General features: G+C 40.9%; 17 protein-coding genes and 1 pseudogene. All 18 read left to right on the forward strand.

The genetic code is table 11. The features are described 5' to 3' along the window. The first annotated feature begins 18 nt into the window (after positions 1-18). The 18 genes and pseudogenes from NQ550_RS09850 (at position 19) to NQ550_RS09935 (ending at position 18,506) form a co-directional block, all read left to right on the forward strand. The gene (locus NQ550_RS09850) at positions 19-696 is read left to right on the forward strand and encodes an ABC transporter ATP-binding protein (RefSeq protein ID WP_025577422.1); all 678 of its coding nucleotides are present in this window, start codon (positions 19-21) and stop codon (positions 694-696) included. Further along, positions 683-3,274, forward strand: a complete 2,592-nt coding sequence (locus NQ550_RS09855; RefSeq protein ID WP_025577423.1) for an FtsX-like permease family protein — start codon at positions 683-685, stop codon at positions 3,272-3,274. The genes NQ550_RS09850 and NQ550_RS09855 overlap by 14 nt, the downstream gene beginning before the upstream one ends. A 138-nt stretch (positions 3,275-3,412) precedes the next feature. Further along, positions 3,413-4,078, forward strand: a complete 666-nt coding sequence (locus NQ550_RS09860; RefSeq protein WP_025577425.1) for an ABC transporter ATP-binding protein — start codon at positions 3,413-3,415, stop codon at positions 4,076-4,078. Positions 4,079-4,092: 14 nt separating this feature from the next. After that, complete coding sequence (locus NQ550_RS09865; RefSeq protein ID WP_242833525.1) at positions 4,093-4,320, forward strand: hypothetical protein; 228 nt, start codon at positions 4,093-4,095, stop codon at positions 4,318-4,320. Between the two features lie 47 nt (positions 4,321-4,367). Continuing rightward, positions 4,368-5,153 (forward strand): ABC transporter permease, encoded by a 786-nt coding sequence (locus NQ550_RS09870; protein ID WP_242833527.1) that lies wholly within the window; start codon positions 4,368-4,370, stop codon positions 5,151-5,153. 30 nt (positions 5,154-5,183) lie between these two features. After that, positions 5,184-6,473 (forward strand): ABC transporter permease, encoded by a 1,290-nt coding sequence (locus tag NQ550_RS09875; RefSeq protein ID WP_242833529.1) that lies wholly within the window; start codon positions 5,184-5,186, stop codon positions 6,471-6,473. 205 nt (positions 6,474-6,678) lie between these two features. Beyond that, positions 6,679-7,368: a response regulator transcription factor gene (locus NQ550_RS09880; RefSeq protein WP_025577426.1), complete on the forward strand. Its 690-nt coding sequence runs from the start codon at positions 6,679-6,681 to the stop codon at positions 7,366-7,368. Then, entirely contained in the window at positions 7,365-8,396 is a 1,032-nt protein-coding gene (locus NQ550_RS09885) for a sensor histidine kinase (protein WP_025577427.1), read from the forward strand. The genes NQ550_RS09880 and NQ550_RS09885 overlap by 4 nt, the downstream gene beginning before the upstream one ends. Before the next feature lie 129 nt (positions 8,397-8,525). Continuing rightward, a pseudogene (locus tag NQ550_RS09890) lies at positions 8,526-8,660 on the forward strand (ABC transporter ATP-binding protein); the annotation flags it as partial. A 326-nt stretch (positions 8,661-8,986) separates the two neighbouring features. Then, a complete protein-coding gene (locus NQ550_RS09895) occupies positions 8,987-9,124 on the forward strand; it encodes a hypothetical protein (RefSeq protein WP_161276450.1) in 138 nt (45 codons plus the stop codon). Between the two features lie 4 nt (positions 9,125-9,128). Beyond that, entirely contained in the window at positions 9,129-10,244 is a 1,116-nt protein-coding gene (locus tag NQ550_RS09900) for a DUF6017 domain-containing protein (protein WP_025577429.1), read from the forward strand. 78 nt (positions 10,245-10,322) lie between these two features. Beyond that, the gene (locus tag NQ550_RS22555) at positions 10,323-10,454 is read left to right on the forward strand and encodes a helix-turn-helix domain-containing protein (RefSeq protein ID WP_025577431.1); all 132 of its coding nucleotides are present in this window, start codon (positions 10,323-10,325) and stop codon (positions 10,452-10,454) included. Beyond that, the gene (locus NQ550_RS09910; protein ID WP_025577432.1) at positions 10,451-10,993 is read left to right on the forward strand and encodes a hypothetical protein; all 543 of its coding nucleotides are present in this window, start codon (positions 10,451-10,453) and stop codon (positions 10,991-10,993) included. Before NQ550_RS22555 ends, NQ550_RS09910 begins: the two co-directional genes overlap by 4 nt. Positions 10,994-11,026: 33 nt before the next feature. Then, positions 11,027-11,953 carry a ParM/StbA family protein gene (locus NQ550_RS09915; RefSeq protein ID WP_025577434.1) on the forward strand — a complete coding sequence of 309 codons (927 nt, stop codon included), beginning with the start codon at positions 11,027-11,029 and terminating at the stop codon, positions 11,951-11,953. A 16-nt stretch (positions 11,954-11,969) separates the two neighbouring features. Continuing rightward, on the forward strand, positions 11,970-12,386 hold the full coding sequence (locus tag NQ550_RS09920; protein ID WP_025577436.1) for a hypothetical protein: 417 nt from the start codon (positions 11,970-11,972) through the stop codon (positions 12,384-12,386). 13 nt (positions 12,387-12,399) lie between these two features. After that, positions 12,400-12,552 (forward strand): hypothetical protein, encoded by a 153-nt coding sequence (locus tag NQ550_RS09925; protein WP_155512673.1) that lies wholly within the window; start codon positions 12,400-12,402, stop codon positions 12,550-12,552. Positions 12,553-12,682: 130 nt separating this feature from the next. Beyond that, a complete protein-coding gene (locus tag NQ550_RS09930; protein ID WP_172677213.1) occupies positions 12,683-18,121 on the forward strand; it encodes a SpaA isopeptide-forming pilin-related protein in 5,439 nt (1,812 codons plus the stop codon). Between the two features lie 76 nt (positions 18,122-18,197). Next, positions 18,198-18,506 (forward strand): hypothetical protein, encoded by a 309-nt coding sequence (locus NQ550_RS09935; protein WP_070098922.1) that lies wholly within the window; start codon positions 18,198-18,200, stop codon positions 18,504-18,506. The last annotated feature ends 61 nt before the right edge of the window (positions 18,507-18,567 follow it).

The raw sequence follows: 18,567 nt of genomic DNA on the forward strand, positions 1-18,567 counted from the left end.
AAATATATGGAGGATACTATGGCAGCTGTAAAATTAGTTTCACTTACAAAAGAATATCAAAATGGAGAAAATTATATAAGAGCCGTTGATGATGTATCCTTTTCCATAAAAGAGGGAGAGTTTATTGCAGTCATTGGTGCTTCCGGAAGCGGAAAGTCAACCCTGATAAATTTGATCAGCGGATTGGAAAAGCCAACCCATGGATGTGTTTATGTGCATGATGTAAATTTGACGCAATTATCTTTAGAAGAACAGATATCTTTTCGTAGATGGCACATTGGTGTTGTTTTTCAAAAATATAATCTGATTCCTGCTATGAATGTGTTTGAGAATATCGTGCTTCCGGCAAAATTACTGGAGAGGACAGTAGATGAAAAAGAGGTTTTCCATTTGGCAAAAACTCTGGGGATCGAAGAGAAGCTCTTTCAGATGCCGGATGAGTTATCGGGAGGACAACAACAAAGAGCTGCCATTGCCAGAGCTGTCTACGCCCATCCTACCATTCTGTTGGGGGATGAGTTGACGGGAAATCTGGATTCCAGAACCAGCGTCTCTGTTATGGAACTGTTAAAAAAGATCAGCAGGCAATATCAGCAGACCATGCTTGTGGTTACCCATGATGAAAAAATCGCTGCCATGGCAGATCGGATCATCCGCATGAAAGACGGAAGGGTGGTGGAAGATGAAAGACTATGATTATCACCGTCCGGCAGAAAAAGTGCTTTTGGATTCTTATCGAAAGCAGAACCGGAACAAAAACCGCCTTTTGTTTCTGGCAGTTGCACTTACCGTTGGAGCGATTTTCTGTATGATAAGTTTTGCCTATGGGAAGATCCAGGTGGACATCCAGAAACATATCCGGACAGATGGAATGACAGTGTCAACGTATCTTGAAAATGGTACAGAAGAAATGGCAGGACAGCTGCATACGCTTTCCTACATAGCAGAAACGGGAAAAGAAAAATTTGCCGGAAAACTATTCGATCAAATGATAAAATATTGTGACTGTGTTGTGGCAGATGAAACAGCATTTGAAACTATGCTCTGTCCGGCCTATACACAGATCGTGGGAACGTATCCCAAACAGGAAAATGAAATCATGCTTTCCACCAAAACCTTGGCGTATCTGGGAATTTCAGAACCAAAGGTGGGAATGGAATTAAAGCTGGATTTTTATTGGAATGACCTTTTCCAAACAAAAGGAACCGGACAGCAGACGTTTCAGCTTTCCGGATATTTTACAGAATATCAGAATCAGGGGGCAAGTTCTTCCATTGCATTTTTGTCTGAGAAGAAACTGAAAGAAAGCGGAGCTGGATGGAATCCCTGCAGGATACTGCTGAAACCGGAAAAGGATTCTGTCAGTGGCATACAGATGGAACAACAGTTGCAGGAAGATATCCGGTTGAAAGAAGGACAGCGGATCGTCAGCATGGATTCGGCTGCATACCGGGCAGTGGAAGGAATGCTGGGAAGCTATGGATTTGCAGCTCTATTTTCTTTTCTGATTCTGCTGTGTATGTTTTTGTTCATCTATAATATTTTGAATTTATCATTAGGAAAAGATTTACAGCAATATGGTCTGATGGAAGTGATTGGGGTACAACAGCATCAGATTATACAAGTGATGTTCCGGCAGATACTGGAAGTTGTCTTAAAGGGAAGTCTTGCAGGCGTTGCCATAGGCAGTCTGGTGGTACTTGGAATCCTGCCCTCTGTCATTGAAAAACTGTATCTTGGACAGGCAGAAGAACTGGAGGGGATTTCTTTCTATCAGCCTGTGTTCTTTCTGATAGCCATCCTGCCAGTGGCAATGACTTTGGGTGTTGTGATACTTCTGGTAAAGCAAAAAATCAAAGTTCTGAGTCCTCTGGAGTGTATGAACTATGGAACTGGGAATGTTGCAGAGAAGAAACAAACAAAGAAAAAGAAAGCGGTTTTCCAAAGCTTTGGAAACAAGCCGGAAGTTTATCTGGCCAGGAGATATCTGTTTTACAATAAAAAGGCTTTTTTTATCACTATGATTTCTCTGACTATAGGATGTGGATTAGCACTTGGATCTTCGGTGATTGTAAAGGGAGTAGATCTGCAAAACCAGTTTATAAAAGAACCTGATTTTCAAATCCGCATCACACAGGAAGCCTGCAGAACACTGATGGAAACCTCCCCGGATACAGAAAATATGGTCTTTTTCCCGAAAGAATTCTTGGAGAACATAAAGCAGACTGCCGGAAACAGCCTGCAGGATGAAACAAAGATCCAGGGATTTTACCCTATTATCGGGAAACAAGGTCGGGATAGCATCAAGTTATTAAATGACGGGGAAACTGTTCCGACAGTGATCCAAAAAATTTCTTCTTCTGAAAAAGAAAAACTGCAGGAATTTTTGAAAGAGCAGGAGATAACAGCAGAGTGGGAAACATTTGCACACGAAAACGGAACAATTCTTCTCCATGACCACAGAGTATCAGAATATGCAGAAGAGCAGGTATTGGAGCAGCTTGGAACCCCGATAGAAGTGTATGACCTGGTTCCGGTGGGAACGGATATGTCCGACCTGCTTCCAGAGACACTGGTAAATTGCGGGTATCTGGATATTACAAAGGAAGGATTTCCGGAATTAGAGTTGTGCTGGGATGGCAGAAATACCAATCTTCTTCTTGTAACAGAAGAAACCTTTGAAAACCTGTCAGAGAATCTGACCCCACAGACCTTTGAAATGAGCTTTTCGGTAGAAAAGGAACAGGAATCCGGCTGCAAAAACAGGTTAAAGGGAATGATCCAAACAGAAAATATGGAATTTCAGTCTGAAAACGGATATGCGGAGCAATTAAATTTATTCCAGATGGAGAGTCGGTCAGACCTTTTATTAAAAGAACAGGAGTATATTCAGACCAGCAGGCTGTTGCTTCTGGTAATTAGTGGATGCCTGATCTTTATTGGGATTATGAATTTTTTAAATGTAAGGGTAACGGATATGTTACTTCGGAAAAAAGAATGTGCCATTATGAATTGTGTGGGAATGACCAGAAAGCAGTTGCAGCGGATGTTCCTTGCGGAAGGAATGTTTACCTGGCTGTTGCTGAGTGTTCTTCTGGTAACAACGGGAACGCTGTTGATAGGTGGGATTGGATGGTACATGAAAACAAAGATTTCTTATTTTGTATTCTATTATCCTATGCAAGAAATGGCAGGAATGTTGCTGTTGTTATTGGCAGTCAGTCTGGTAACTCCCGGAATCCTATATCGAAGAGTTCTTGCAAAAAATAAATAGCCAAAAGTGAAATGTCCGAGATTTGTAACAATTCAGGCTGAAATTCCTTGAATTTTGTTCTTTTCTCGGACATTTCTGTGACATTTGTATTTTATAATAGAGTCATCACAAAGAAAGGCAGAAAGGAGCTTATAGAATATGAGTATTTTACAGACAATCGATTTAAGAAAATATTATGGTACGGAACCGAATATTACAAAGGCACTGGATGGTGTGAATTTTTCAGTGGAAGAAGGCGAATTTGTAGCGGTAGTAGGCACTTCGGGTTCCGGAAAATCCACGATGCTTCATATGATGGGAGGTCTGGACACGCCTACCAGCGGAAGAGTTATTGTACGGGGAGAAGAACTGGCAAAGAAAAACGATGAGGAGCTGACGATTTTCAGGAGAAGAAATATTGGTTTCATTTTCCAAAATTATAATCTGGTTCCGATTTTGAATGTTTATGAGAATATTGTCCTTCCGGTAGAACTGGATGGAGATACGGTAAATCAGGGATTTATGGATGAGGTGGTTCATATGCTGGCGCTGGAAGATAAACTAAAGAATATGCCGAATAACCTCTCAGGAGGACAGCAGCAGAGAGTTGCGATTGCAAGGGCATTAGTTGCAAAACCTGCAATCGTGCTTGCCGATGAACCTACAGGGAACCTCGACTCGAAAACCAGTGCAGATGTTATGGGATTGATCAAACGGACCAGTTATGAGTTTCACCAGACGGTGGTAATGATTACACATAACAATGAGATCGCCCGGCTTGCAGACCGGATTGTCCGCATTGAGGACGGAAAGATTGTGGAGTAAGGAGGTGGCAGGCTATGACTTGGCCTTTTGAAAATAATACAAATGGAATTGTCAAGAATCTGGCGAAGAGAAATTTAAAAAGCGAAAAACGAAGAAATATCATGGTAATCATATCAGTAGTTTTAGCCGCTTTTTTAATCAGTCTTTCTGGTTTGGTTGGAGTCTCACTGATGCAAACAGAAAAGAAGAAAGTGATAGATACTTACGAGGCACTTATGTACAGGTTGATGAAGCACATATAGAAGAGTTAAAACAGGTACCGAATTTTGCACGTGTGGGAGAATACTATATGTACGGGAAGGAATCTTCTACACAGGGATTTAATGGCTTCTTTGCTTATGCTGATAAAGAAACCCTGTATATGGCACGTTCCCAGATGAAATTGGCAGATGGAGATTTACCGATAGAGAAAAATGAAATTGTAGTAAGTAAAGAATGGCTTTCTAAATTCTCCCCAGACTGCCATATAGGTGATTCTGTTACCTTGGATACGGAAAGTTTTTCAGGGGAGTATACTATTTCAGGCATTTTAGATACAACAGGGCAAGAAAAACAAAATATGTACTCTTTTCTTATCTCAAAAGAAATGCTGGAACAGTGTAAGAAGTATGAACCTGACGGATTCTTTGCCTATGTACATCTGAAAAATGTAGATCAGTTAGACGGAGAACTTATTAAATCTTATGTTCAGAAGATCAAAGAGGAGTTACAGATACCTGGAGTCGGATTTCAGGATGCTTATTTCCGTTATATTGACGGAGACATTTCCATGGAGAATGTTTTGCTGCTTATGGCTTTTGCCGGTATTGTTTTGGTAGGCGGATGTGTTGTAATCCAAAGTATTTTCCGCATCTCCATTATTGATAAAATAAAAAGTTATGGACAGCTTCGGACTATTGGTGCTACCAAAAAGCAAATTATGCGTATTGTAAAAAAAGAAGGACATTCTCTGGGGTGGAAGGGGTTGTCTATCGGGATTTTGCTTGGTTTAGGAGTAACACTCTTGTTGTTTCCTAGAGGTTTTTCTCTTTTAGGCTATCTTTTAGTGATTGGATGTACAGTATTGATCTGCTAGACAATGATTTGTCTGTCTATCCGAAAGCCAGTGAAATTAGCCGCAAATATTTCACCGGTTGAAGCAGTTCGTTTTACTTCGCCTCAGAAGAAGATAAAGAACCGAACAAAGAGAAAAAAGATTAGTCCTTGTTCTCTCGGAATGCTGAACTTTCGTAGGGATTGGAAAAAAACAGTCAGTATTGTGTTTTCTCTAAGTTTGGGCGGGATTCTGCTTTTAGCTGTTAGTTCTTTGCTGATTCTGCAATCGCCGGAAAAACTGGCAAGACAGCACTTTAAAAATGGGGATTATAAGATTTATATGGATTCGGATAAGGAACATATTGATCTTCTCAAACAGGGAAATCCATTGAATGAAGAATTGAAACAGGAAATCCAGGATATTGATGGAGTGGAAGAGATTCTGGTCACAAGGAAATCAGCAGGTTTTGAAGCCACTTTCCATGGAATTACTGCTCATGGTACTTGCGACATGATCACTAGAGAAAATAGGGAACTTCTGGTACAAACTGTTTTAGAAGGGAGTATGCCTGGCGACAATGGTATTTTATTGAAAGACAATTATCGTGATTTTGATGGAAAAGAAAAAGTGGGGGAAACCATAGAACTTTCATTGGGAGAGAAAACGATTCCTGTAACCATATCAGGTTTTTTTGATGGAAAAAAAACTATCTTTGCCAGTGGACATGGTCCAATCGGAGTGGATGGACCAATGATGTTTTTGCCGGAAAAACTGTTTCAGGAGTTAATACCAGATGTAACTAATTTTGATTACTCTTGGGATATTGTCTGTGATCCGGATAAATCGGAAAAAGTGGGAAAGGCTTTGGAGAATCTTGTTGTTTCACATACCGATATTGGTTTAGATACCTTTGAGGATAAGGTAGATAGTTATGGGTATATGAATGTAGCATATGGCATAATGCAGGTGATTTCATGGTTCATCTTTTTGTTTGGTGTGATTAACCTTATCAATACAACACTTTCCAATCAATATTCGCGGAGACAAGAAAATAGCGTGCTGCGTTCGGTTGGGTTAGCTCCAAAACAATTGACACAAATGGCTGTATGGGAAGGAATGGGGTATGTAGTTAGCAGTATTTTGCTTATGCTTGCCATTGGGCTACCAATTACTCTTCTGGTATGGAGAAAATTTAGTATCAGTGCTTACGCTGGACAAATCCTTCCTTACGAATTTCCATGGTTGCAGATGGGAGTATATGTAGTAGTACTTGTGACAGTAGAGTTCATTTTGTCTGTTTGGACAATCCGCAGGCAGAAAAAACAATCCCTGATTGAACAAATGCGGGCAATGGAATAAGAGAAAAATGCTTTTGCTGAAAAGTGTGGAACATTTTGGCAAAAGCATTTTTTTATGGAAAACATTTTTTCCTGAAAGAAAATAGGATATAATCAATCTATGTTTTGAAATGATATTATCAGAAAAACTGTATTTAGGACATTTCTGCAACATTTGAGGTTTAAAATAGCGATAAGTTTAGAAGATGGGAAAGGAAGAATCTGGATTGAGGAAAATTTTAATTGTAGAAGATGATAAAGTACTAAATAAAACACTGGCTTATAATCTTACTGCGGATGGTTATGAAGTAACTTCTGCATACAGTTTTCTGGATGCAGTAGAACGATTGAAAGAGAGTGAATTTGATATCGCTCTGTTGGATATTAATCTGCCGGATGGGAACGGTCTGCATTTATGTGATGAAATCAGAGGAAGAGGGCAGCATACCTATATTATGTTTATCACAGCAAATGATAAAGAAGGCGATATGCTGAAAGGCTATGAAGCCGGATGCACAGATTATATTACAAAACCATTTTCGGTGATGGTTCTCTGCAAAAAGGTAGCAGCTGTTTTTGCAAATATGGAATTGCGGACACCAAAGCATGATGTATTTGAGGATGAAGTTTTGAAAATTGACTTTTCCGAGCAGAGTGCGGTTTTGGAAGGAAAAGTGATAGATTTTACACCAAAAGAATACCGTACCTTATTTTTATTTGTAAAAAATCCGCACATTATATTAACAAAGCGGCAACTGATTGAGAAACTGTGGGATATTGATGGGGATTTTGTAGATGAGCATACGCTTACTACCATCATCAGCCGGATTCGCAAAAAGATTGAAACAGATGAGCGAAAATATATTAAAACTGCTTATGGAATGGGGTATCAATGGATAGGCGGTGAATCACGATGAAATTACAGAATTTATCCACTAGAGCTTTTCTGCGGCTGATCGTTGGAGGTGCTTCGATGACATCGATTCTTTTGTTGTTCATCCTTTATGCCTTCACAAAAGATATAAGGATGATACTTGGTGGTTTCAGCGTGATGATCCTTCTGTTTCTATGGGGTGCAGTCTTTTTGCATTATTTCCAGAAGAAACTATCGGTATTTACAGATGGACTATGCCGAACATTAGATGAAATGATGGACAGTACCGTTCGTCCGCAAATAAATTATGAAGCAGAAACACTGTTAGCACGCATCAGCCATCGTCTGGAAAGATTGTATCATGTAATGCAGGAAACCCGGCATAAAGTAGAAGAAGAAAAAGCAGAATTACAGTCTTTGGTATCTGATATTTCGCATCAGACCAAAACACCGATAGCAAATCTAAAAATGCTCAATGACACGATGTTGACCAGAAGAATTACTGATGAGACACGTAAGGAATTTTTACATGCTACTGCCAGTCAGTTAGATAAATTGGACTTTTTGATTCAGGGAATGGTGAAAACATCACGATTGGAAACTGGTGTGATTACCTTGGAAAAGAAAGAAACAGCCATTGCGGATACACTTGTAGATGCGATAAATGGGGTTCTTGCTCCTATGGAAAGAAAGCATCTTCATTTATCCGTAAATTGTCCTGAAAATTTAACGGTTGCACATGACAGCCGCTGGACCTCAGAAGCATTGTTTAATCTTTTAGACAATGCAGTAAAATATACTCCGGAAGGCGGTGACATTCACGTAACAGTACAGGACTGGGAGATGTATTTGGAAATTGCCGTAACGGATACGGGAAGAGGCATTCCGGAAAGTGTCCAGGCAACAATTTTCAAACGATTTTATCGGGAAGAAGCTGTACATGATGTGGATGGGATTGGAATAGGATTATACCTTGCACGTGAGATTATCACTATGCAAGGTGGCTATATTACAGTTGAATCAGAGGTGAGAAAAGGCTCAACTTTCTCTATATTTCTTCCTCAAAGATAATGAAGCGGCGGTCTGTTTACTCAGACTGCCTTTTTTGAAAAATATTTTAGAAAAAAAGAATTTTAGGACATTTCTGCAACATTTGACCTTTACCATATACTCATCAAACAAAGAAAGGAAGTAGTGATTATGACAATTTTACAGACAAAGGATTTAAAAAAATATTATGGCACAGAACCTAATATAACTCGTGCTTTAGATGGTGTAAATTTTTCTGTTGAGCAGGGAGAATTTGTAGCAGTGGTAGGAACTTCGGGTTCTGGTGGTCATGTTAAAATAAGACTAAGTTAGCAGATTCCTTATAAAATAAGGGCTCACGCCAATTTAGTCTTTTTTCTATTATACCATAAAGGGTAGAAAATTCATAGACCGGGAATGAATTTCTCATAGTAGAAATGAGAAGGCAGGGGCTCTTAAAGATAGAAACCTATTGCTACTGGTCCTGTCAAAATTATATCCATTCTCACAGGCGGTCAAGTTTGTGAAAAACCATTCGGTTGCAATACATTGTAAAAAAATATGTTAAGGACTAGGTTAGTTAAAAGATTCTGTTAGCTGGCTTGGTCCTTTTTTCTTGGGAGGACGGAGCGATGATAAAAGTGATTATGATTGTTGTAACAGCTATTTTCCTTAGTTCCTGGTATGCGTGCCTGGTGGCAGGCAAAAGAGCAGATGAAGAAATAAGTGCTTTGTTTGAAAAAGAAAAGAAGCAGGGAAGTGAGGAATAAACGAATGAATGGAGGTATCTATAGCACTGGAAATGAAATCGTAGATGAAAATGCAAAACTGAATATATCTGGAAATATCATTCCGCAGGTGTGGTATCGGACAATCATCAGAGAAAGTGGAAAGCCAAATCTAACAGCTATTATTATACTGGCAGATATTGTGTACTGGTATAAGCCTACAGAAATCAGAGATGAAGGAACCGGACAGGTTATTGGGGTAAGAAAGAAATTTAAGTCAGACCTTCTTCAGAGAAGTTACCAGCAGATCAGCGAACAGTTTGGGATTTCTAAAAAAGAAGCGACAAATGCAGTGGTATTTTTAGAGAAGCTGGGTGTGGTAAAACGGGTATTTAGAACCATTTCCATGAATGGGATTGTTGTAAATAATGTTCTGTATCTGGAATTGATCGTAGACCGGTTAAAAGAATTGACTTATCCAGAAGAAACAGGAGCAGATCCGGTTTCTTTTGAAAAAGGCAAAGGGAAATCCAAAGCAGAGAAAATCAGTTCCCATACAGCCATAGAGGAAGAGATACATTTTGTAGAAGAGAGGGCTGTCCCTTTCCAAAGGGAGAGGGTATCACCATTCAAAGAGGGAGCATACCTTGACAGGGAAACAGAGCTCTGGATACCCAAAGAGGGACCTCAGACTGATAGCGGGCATACAAATACAGAGATTACTACAAAGACTACAGCAGAAAGTACCCAAAAGAATACAACAGAAATAGTGAATGGGTATAGAGATAATCCTATCTTATCCTATCAGGCAGCAGAAGAACAGTTCAAAGATCAGATTGATTATGATGCGATATGGATAGACAGACCTTTTGACAGAAAACTGCTCAATGAGATTGTAGGGCTTGCAGTAGATGTTTTGACGTCCAATGCAAAGACCATAAGGGTAAATCAGGAAGAACGACCTCTTGGCATTGTACAGGGAATGTATAAAAAGCTGGATAAGTTTACCGTAGAGTATGTGATAGACTCAATTAAGCAGTGTACAAGGAAAGCTAATAATATCCGGGCAGTGCTGCTTACCGCTTTATACAATGCCACATTGACAGCAAACAGCTATATATCCAATCTGTTTGCTTATCAGGAAGCTATCCCTCAGACGTAAGGAGCGTGATAGAAAGTAACAAAATTAAGAAAATTCAGGACAGCTCATGGATATACACAGAGAGAACTTGCGGCTGTCTTGGGTATCAGTCTTCGGACGTATCAGAGGATTGAATACGGACAGCAAAAGCCAAATGTCTATGTAGTTGTCCTGCTTCAGCGGCTATTTCAAAAAGATATTAGTGAGATTATGGAGGAATATACAGAATGAGGGAAGAAAGGTTTCGTATTCAGTGCCCCAAACATTTTCTGGTTGGAGATTCAGAGCATTTTGAAAAATCTTCACAGGAAAAGGATTCGGATTTTGTAGTAGATTATGCTCCACCGGAAATATTTGAAGCCGGGATTGTTTTACAGGAGATGGGGACGGAAGGAGAGACCTATTGCACAATGTATGTCTATTTTGCCCCAGAGGAACACATGCCGGTTTATATGGACAGCATGAAATACGACTTACAAAAAGTATCCATTCGGAAAATCTTTGTTGATACCGAAGAATATCTCATAAAAGTAAATGAGAAGACAAAAAAGTTTTGTGCAGGTGAGGACGGTTGTTGGGGTTCCTATACAGAACTTTACCGGAGAGAGAACGGGGAACGTCAGACGGATGCAGTGATTGTTTTTCTGTGTATGCCAGATGAAATGAAGTTTCAGGAAATGGAAGCGGTGATGGGGGAACTGTTTGACAAACTTCCTGTGATAAACAAAGAAAAGAAAGAAGCAGGTCAAGAACCAAAGAGAACAAGATAAAATACAAACTATAACTTTCAGGAGGATAAGAACGTGGAAACTAAAATGATTATTGGAATTGATCATGGAAACCGTAACATGAAAACTGCAAATACTGTATTTTCAGCAGCAATCCAGCCTTTGCAGGCAAGGCCGGACAGCCTGGAACACATTCTGGAATACCAGAACCAGTTTTATTATGTGGGTGGGAAAGTACCGGAAAAGGAATGCGTAGATAAGACAGAGAATGAAAACTATTATCTTCTTACCCTTGCAGCACTGGCGCAGGAAATGCGCTGCCGGGGACTGACAGACGCTTCCGTAAAAATGGGAGCTGCCCTGCCACCCAGAAGATTTCAGCAGCAGAAAGAAAATTTTAAGAAATATCTGTTAAAGACAAAGGAACTGCATTTCCGCTATGAAGGAGTACATTATCATGTGTCTTTGGAAAATGTGTTTGTTTTTATGCAGGGGCATGTGGTGATCCATACGCTTTTAGAAGCGGTTCCCGGTTATTGCCTTTTAGTAGATATTGGTGGAGGGACTACCGACCTGGTAGAGTTTGTTGACGGAATGCCGGACGGGAAGTATTCGATTTCGGATAAGGCAGCTTTGTATTGTATCGGAAAAGTCAATGAGGAAGCCATTGCAAAAACAGGGGCAGGGGTACCGGCATACATTACAGAAGCATTTATGAGGACAGGAAGCTATGACTGCCCGAAGCAGTATCAGGAAGTGATTATAAACTGTTTGAAATCCTATGCAGAGGAAATTTATGGTATCATACAGGCAAATCATTATAATCTGGACCTGACCAAAATGGTATTCATGGGAGGTGGTTCTTCCATTGTGGAGCATTTTGGAGCTAATGAGGGAAAAGATGTACAGTTTGTGACGGATATACATGCCAATGCAAGGGGCTGTGAAGAAGCAGTGAAAAGTATTATCCGGGCAAAACAGAGGAAAATGCGGACGGCATGATAGGAAGTGAATGCTTATGGATACGGAAAAAGTATATACTACTTCACTGCGGCTGTATAAAAACAGGCCGGTACATCATCAGGCATACCGATATCTGAAGGAGTATAACAAAGATATTTTCAAGACGAAAGACGATTTCATAGCAGAAGCAATCGTTTATTTTGCAAAATACCTGCAGCAGGAAGAAGATGTACAGCAGATGAAACTATTAAATACCCTTCTGGAGAACCAGAAAGAACAATTTTGTAAAATCGTAAAAGAAGCGGTTTCAAAGGCACAGGAAGAAGCCTTTGAGAAGCGGGGTGTGCTGGAAAAGACCGTTCAGGGAGAACTTTCTGACGGTGGAACGATAGCAGAGAACAGGGAAAAGGAAGAAGCCTGTATGGAAAAAGATTTACGGTTTGCGGAATTTTATGGGGCATTTGAAGAATAAGGAGGAAAAAGATATGGCAGTAGGAAGAAGTGTATGGGAAGTTGTAAAAGGGATTTTCATTGCAGTGGGGAAACTGCTGTATCTGACAGGGAAACTGGTGATATGTTTGTTTCTGCTGGTTCTGCAGCTTGTTTTGGCAGTGTTCCATGCAGGAAGCAGGGAATAGAAAGGGGATTGACGGGTGCATTGGATACGGGACAGACCGTATACAAAAGATAGAAAAAAGAAGATAGAAAATGGAAAGCAGGCTTGTGTGGCCTGCTTTTTTTGACGAAAAAATGAAAAGGAGCAAAGCTATGATGAAAGGAAAAAAGAAAAGGCTGCTGGCTGGGACGCTGGCACTTCTTCTTAGTTGTTCTACGTTACTCAATACAGGGATCACCGCACTGGCTTCTGAACAGTCTGAGGAACATGCACAGATACAGGAAGTAAAACAGGAGGAGGCTGCTTCAGAAACATTACCGGAGTTGGAAGAGGTAAAGGAGCAACTAACAGAAGAAGAACTGGTGTATGCAGAGGATCTTACCATAAAAGCAGGAGAGTCCTTTGACCTGGAAACAGATTACAGGGGTTTTCAGAAAAATGATGAAAAAGTAAAGGTAACGTTTCTGAAAGCAGAAGGGGACTCCGGCAATTCTTTTGATTTCAATACCCCAGGTTCTTACCAGGCATTTTATCGTGTTGATCCGTTAAGCGGAAACCCTTCCTATCAGATTATGAGAAGAATTGTGGTAGAAGCAAGGGAAAACAGTACACAGGAACCCCAGGGAGAAGTAAGCCAGCATACCGAAGATGGCTCCGGTGAGGACGGTGAGGCGGACCCTGACCCGGAGATACCGGAGGTACTGACGGAAGAACCGGAAATGCCAGATGCAGGGGCAGAGTTGATTGATCTGACACCAAAAGAGGATAAGGGAATGTTCTTATCGGTTGTTCCGGCAGCAATGGAGCAGCAAAAAGGAAGCAATGTACATCTGGTACAGGGAGAGAAAATCCCATACCCTTCTAACGTGGGGAACTATTCTACTTCCTATTTCACCGTAAATGGCCATGTGGCATATTGTCTGGAGTCTATGAAGGCTTCCCCGCCGACCTCGGATTATGTAGCCAATGAATTTGAAAGCAACCCGGAATTACAGAAAGTCCTTTATTATGGATATGGCGGTCCCGGGGACATTACTGGGGAGTATATGCCCTCTTTTGACTGGAAGACAAAGTATATTTTTACGCATTTAGCTGCCGCTTATTCTTATTGTGGCATGGACGGTTTTTATGGCTGTACCTTTGAAGATATTAAGGCAAGCGGTGTGTGGGGATATATCCAGCATATTTACAGCCTGGAAGCACCTCCGACAGCAGCAATCACGTTGTCCCCAAAGGAAGCAAAGGGTTATGAAAGTGGAAAGGAACAGCGTACCGGAGAATTTACTTTAAAAGGTGACCATAGAAACTATATTACTTTAAAAATGCCAGAGAATGTGACTTATCACAGTGGAAGTACAAAACAGACAGGAACCGTAAAGATCAATGGAAATACCACATTCTATTTCAGTGCTCCCAAAACTGTAACTGGTACATGGAACAGTGGTAAGCTGAAAGGACAAATGGGAACTCAGTGGAAGACCTTAGTATTGTCTACGGGTTCTGGTTCTCAGGATATTGGGTATGGGGCATTTTTTGAAGAAGAAAGTGCTTCTGTGGAATTTACGGTGAAGTGGCTAGACCTGGCAAGGGTAAAGGTAACAAAAAAAGATAAGAACAGTAAAGTAAATCTGTCCGGCGCTGTTTTTGGTATTTATTCAGACAGTGCATGTAAAAACCTTCTTGTACAGATGCCGGCCACAGACAGCAATGGTACTTCTGAGGTGGAACTTCCGAAAACCCAGGATACGGTATATTTAAAAGAAATTTCTGTTCCAGAAGGATATAAGCTGAATACAGAGTCTTTTAACGTGAAGCTGGAAACAGGAAAAACAACTTCTGTTGCAGTGACGAATGAGGAACAGAAAGGAAAAATCACAATCCGTAAAAAAGGTGAGGTTCTGACCGGAGTAACCGGAGAAGAGGGAAACCTGACTTTTGTATATGGAAATGCGGACTTTGCAGGGGCAGAATATAACATTTATGCGGCAGAGGATATTTACAGCCAGGATAAAGTGACGAAGGTGCATAAAGCAGGGGATTTGGTAGAAAGTCTGACAACAGGGGAAGATGGAAGCGCTGTTTCCAAAGAATTGTATCTTGGAAAATATAAGGTTGTAGAACAGAAAGCACCGGAAAATCTGGTGATTGGGAAAACAGAACAGGAACGTACCCAGTTTGTAACCTTGTCCTATGCAGGACAGAATGTAGAGCTATCCCAGGGGGAAACCGTTTTTACCAATGCAAGACCGGAGATTTCCGTAAATGTAGTGAAAAAATCGAAACATGATGATGTTACCCTGGAAGGTGCGACGTTTGGCTTGTATGTAGAAGAAGACCTGACAGCAGCAGACGGAAAGGTCCTTGTAGAAAAAGGAAGCCTGGTGGAACGTGCTGTTTCCGACAGGGAAGGAATGGCTGTGTTCCATGCAGATATTCCTTTGAATTTCCATTACAGTGTAAAGGAAATCCAGGCACCGGATAAGTACTATATGACAGATGAGGTGTATCGTTTCTTCTATGAATATAAAGACGACAGCACCTACACATATACTTTTTCCCATGATTTTAAAAATGAGGAAGTACGGGGAGAAGTTCATGTAAGTAAGATTGACCAGGATTCCCAGGGATTTATTTCCCAGGGTGACGCAACCTTAGTAGGGGCAAAATACGGATTATATGCTGCACAAGATATTGAACACCCAAATAAGAAAGATGGGATTGTCCATAAAAAAGGGGAACTTGTAGCGCAGGGTACGATTTCCAGTGAAGGAACCGTAGATTTCAAAAACCTGTATCTTGGAAATTATTTCGTAAAAGAAATAGAGCCGGCAGAAGGGTATCTGTTAGATGAAACAGAGTATCCCGTAGAGGTTTCGTATGAGGGACAGGAAGTACAGATTGTACACCGGGAGGTGACTGTAAAGGAAACTGTAAAGAAACAGGCCTTTCAGCTTATCAAGATCTCAGAAGACGGGGAGCAGACAGAAACAGAACTGGTAGAAGGAGCTGGATTTAAGGTATTCCTCATCAGTGAGCTGTCTGGTGTAAAAGACGGAAGTTTGAAGCCGGGAAATGGTTCTTATTATACCCCGGAAGATTTTATCACCTATGATTACAGCAAAGACGAAACAGCTTCTTATTGGGAGAATGGTAAAAAGATTACGGTACCAGAGCTGTTTACGGATAAGAAAGGATATTTAAAGAGTCCAGAACTTCCTTATGGAACCTATGTGGTGTTTGAGTCTACGGTTCCGGAAAATTTAAAAGGGATTCGTCCATTTATTGTACAGATTTCGGAAGACAGCCGGGAACCCCAGGTATGGCGTGTGTTTGATGACCGTCCTTTGCAGTATTACTTCAAGATTGTGAAAAAAGATGCCCAGACGCAGAAGCCGGTGCTGGATAACAGTGCAGCTTATAAGATTTATGATGTGGAAGCAGAAAAATATGTGGAAATGATCGTAAGATATCCAAAAAAAGAAGTGGTATCTGTGTTCAGGACCAACGAAGAGGGATACCTGATTACACCGGAGCAGTTAAAATGTGGCACTTACCGGATTGAAGAAGTGGAAGCACCGGAAAATTATGTACAGGTAGGATTTGAAAATGTCCTCTTAAAAGACGGGAAGGAAGTTCCGCTGAATGAAGTTGCAGACGGGGGAGCTTACCAGGAGGCAAAGAAAGCGCCGATCACCATTACCGTAGATTCTGATACCGTACACCAGGTAGAGGAGGAAACTGGTAAATTTATTGTTGTCATTGAACAGTATAATGATGAAGCAGTAGGAAGTCTTACAATCCATAAAAAAGGAGAAAAACTTTCTGGTGCTTCTAAAGTAGAAGAAAAGTTCCTGACAAAGATGAAAAACGGTGTAGCAGGTTTCGTAAATCAGGTAAGCAGTTTCTTCACTGGGGAAGAGGTCATGGAAAAAGAGAAAGGTTATGAATTTGACTATGAAGAGGGAAATATGGAAGGTGCAGAATTTGCCATTCATGCAAAGGAAACCATTTATACCCCGGACGGACAGAAAGACGAAGCAGGAAACCGCATTGTAAAATATGAAAAAGATGCCCTGGTAGCTCGTATGGTGACAGATAAAGAAGGAAAGGCAGTCCTGAATAATCTTCCTATCGGAAAATACTATGTAGTGGAAGAAAAAGCAGGTCAGAACTGCGTGCTTGACTCGGAAGCAAAAGAATTTGAAATTGCATATAAGGGACAGGAAGTAGCAGTGGATTATGTAACAATGGAACTTACCAATCAGCGACAGAAAGTTTCCCTGAGTCTTCTGAAGAAAGACGCAGAAACCGGAAAACCGCTGGAAGGAGTGGTATTCGGGCTGTATGCGCAGGAGGATATCAAAAATGCTGCCGGGGAAGTAGTTGTAGAAAAAGATGCCCTGATTGAACTGGGAACAACAGATGAAGAGGGCAAGCTGGTATTTCAGGCAGATCTTCCTCATGGAAAATACTATATTCAGGAAGTAGAGCATAAGCCGGGATACCTGCCAAATGATGAGGTGTATTCCTTTGATGCGTCTTATACAGACCAGACCCTTGAACTGCTCGCTTTTTCAGAAGAAATTTCTAATCAGCCTACCATTACGGAATTTACAAAAGTAGATTTAACCGGTGGACAGGAAATTGAAGGTGCAAAAATGCAGATTTTAGATCAGGACGGAAAGGTGGTAGAAGAGTGGGTATCTAAGAAAGAACCCCATGTAGTCTATGCACTGGAACCAGGAGAATATGTACTGCATGAAGAGCAAGCGCCTACGGAACAGGGATATGTCCGGGCAGAAGATGTGAAATTTGTTGTGGAAGAAACAGGGGACATACAAAAAGTGAAAATGGAGGACGACCATACCAAAGTTTCAATTTCCAAAACAGATATTACAGATGGAAAAGAAATTGAGGGAGCGAAGCTGCAGATTCTGGATCAGGACGGGGAAGTGGTAGAGTCCTGGACCACAGGAGAGGAACACCTGATTGAGTACCTTCCGATAGGTACTTATACTCTGCATGAAGAAGCGGCAGTTGACGGATATATTGTGGCCAATGACGTGGAGTTTACAGTAGAAGAAACGGGAGAAATCCAGAAAGTAAAGATGGAAGATGAGCGTGCTATGGGACAACTGGTTATCGTAAAAACGGATGCAGACAGCAAAGCGGCTCTGGAAGGAGTAGAATTTGTTCTGCTGGAAAAGGAAACCGGAAAAGAAGTAGGACGTTTGAAGACTGGAAAAGATGGAAAAGCAGTTTCAGAACTACTTCCAATTGGAACTTATGAAAATGGTGTTTTCAAAGAACCGATCACCTATGTGCTGAAAGAAACTGCCACCTTAAAGGGATATGAGAAGACGGAAGAAGAGTGGGAAATCGTATTTACCTATCAGAATGATAAAACACCAGTCATTGAAGTGGTAAAAGAGATCCAGAATAAAAAAATACCAGAAACACCAGGTACCGTAAAACCAGGACCAAAAACGGGTGATGATACAAACTGGTTCCTGCCTTTGCTGGCTCTTGGTGTAAGTGCAGGTATGGTAGCAGGCCTACTTTATTACAGAAAAAGACATAAAAAGGCATAGAAAATAAAAATCAGTTTTTAAACTTGGGAAAGGGCGGCTGCGGCTGTCCTTTCTTTGGCAATATGAGGTGAGAAGCATGGAAGAGAAAAAAAGAATACGGTTTATTGACAGCCATTATCATACCCTGTTCAGCATAGCAGACGGGGACTCCATAGAGATTGTATATCCAGATGGAAAAAGGGAAGAACGGGTTTGTACCTATATTGATGAATACCACACACAGGTAGGGGCAAGGGTGTTCCATATTTGTGAATTTGCAGAAATCATGGAAGCAAATGGAAAATCATATTGCCCGGCAGAATGCAAGGAAAAGGAAGAAAGAAAAGAGGCAGTCAAAGGGGAGAAGAAAACCGGAACTATCCGTATGGAAAGGAGCAGGCGTTGAGGATAGGGATTATAGATGCAGATCTTTTATACCGGAAAAGACACCGGTTTCCTAACTTGGC

Source organism: Blautia wexlerae DSM 19850, assembly GCF_025148125.1.
GTDB classification, from domain to species: Bacteria; Bacillota; Clostridia; order Lachnospirales; family Lachnospiraceae; genus Blautia_A; species Blautia_A wexlerae.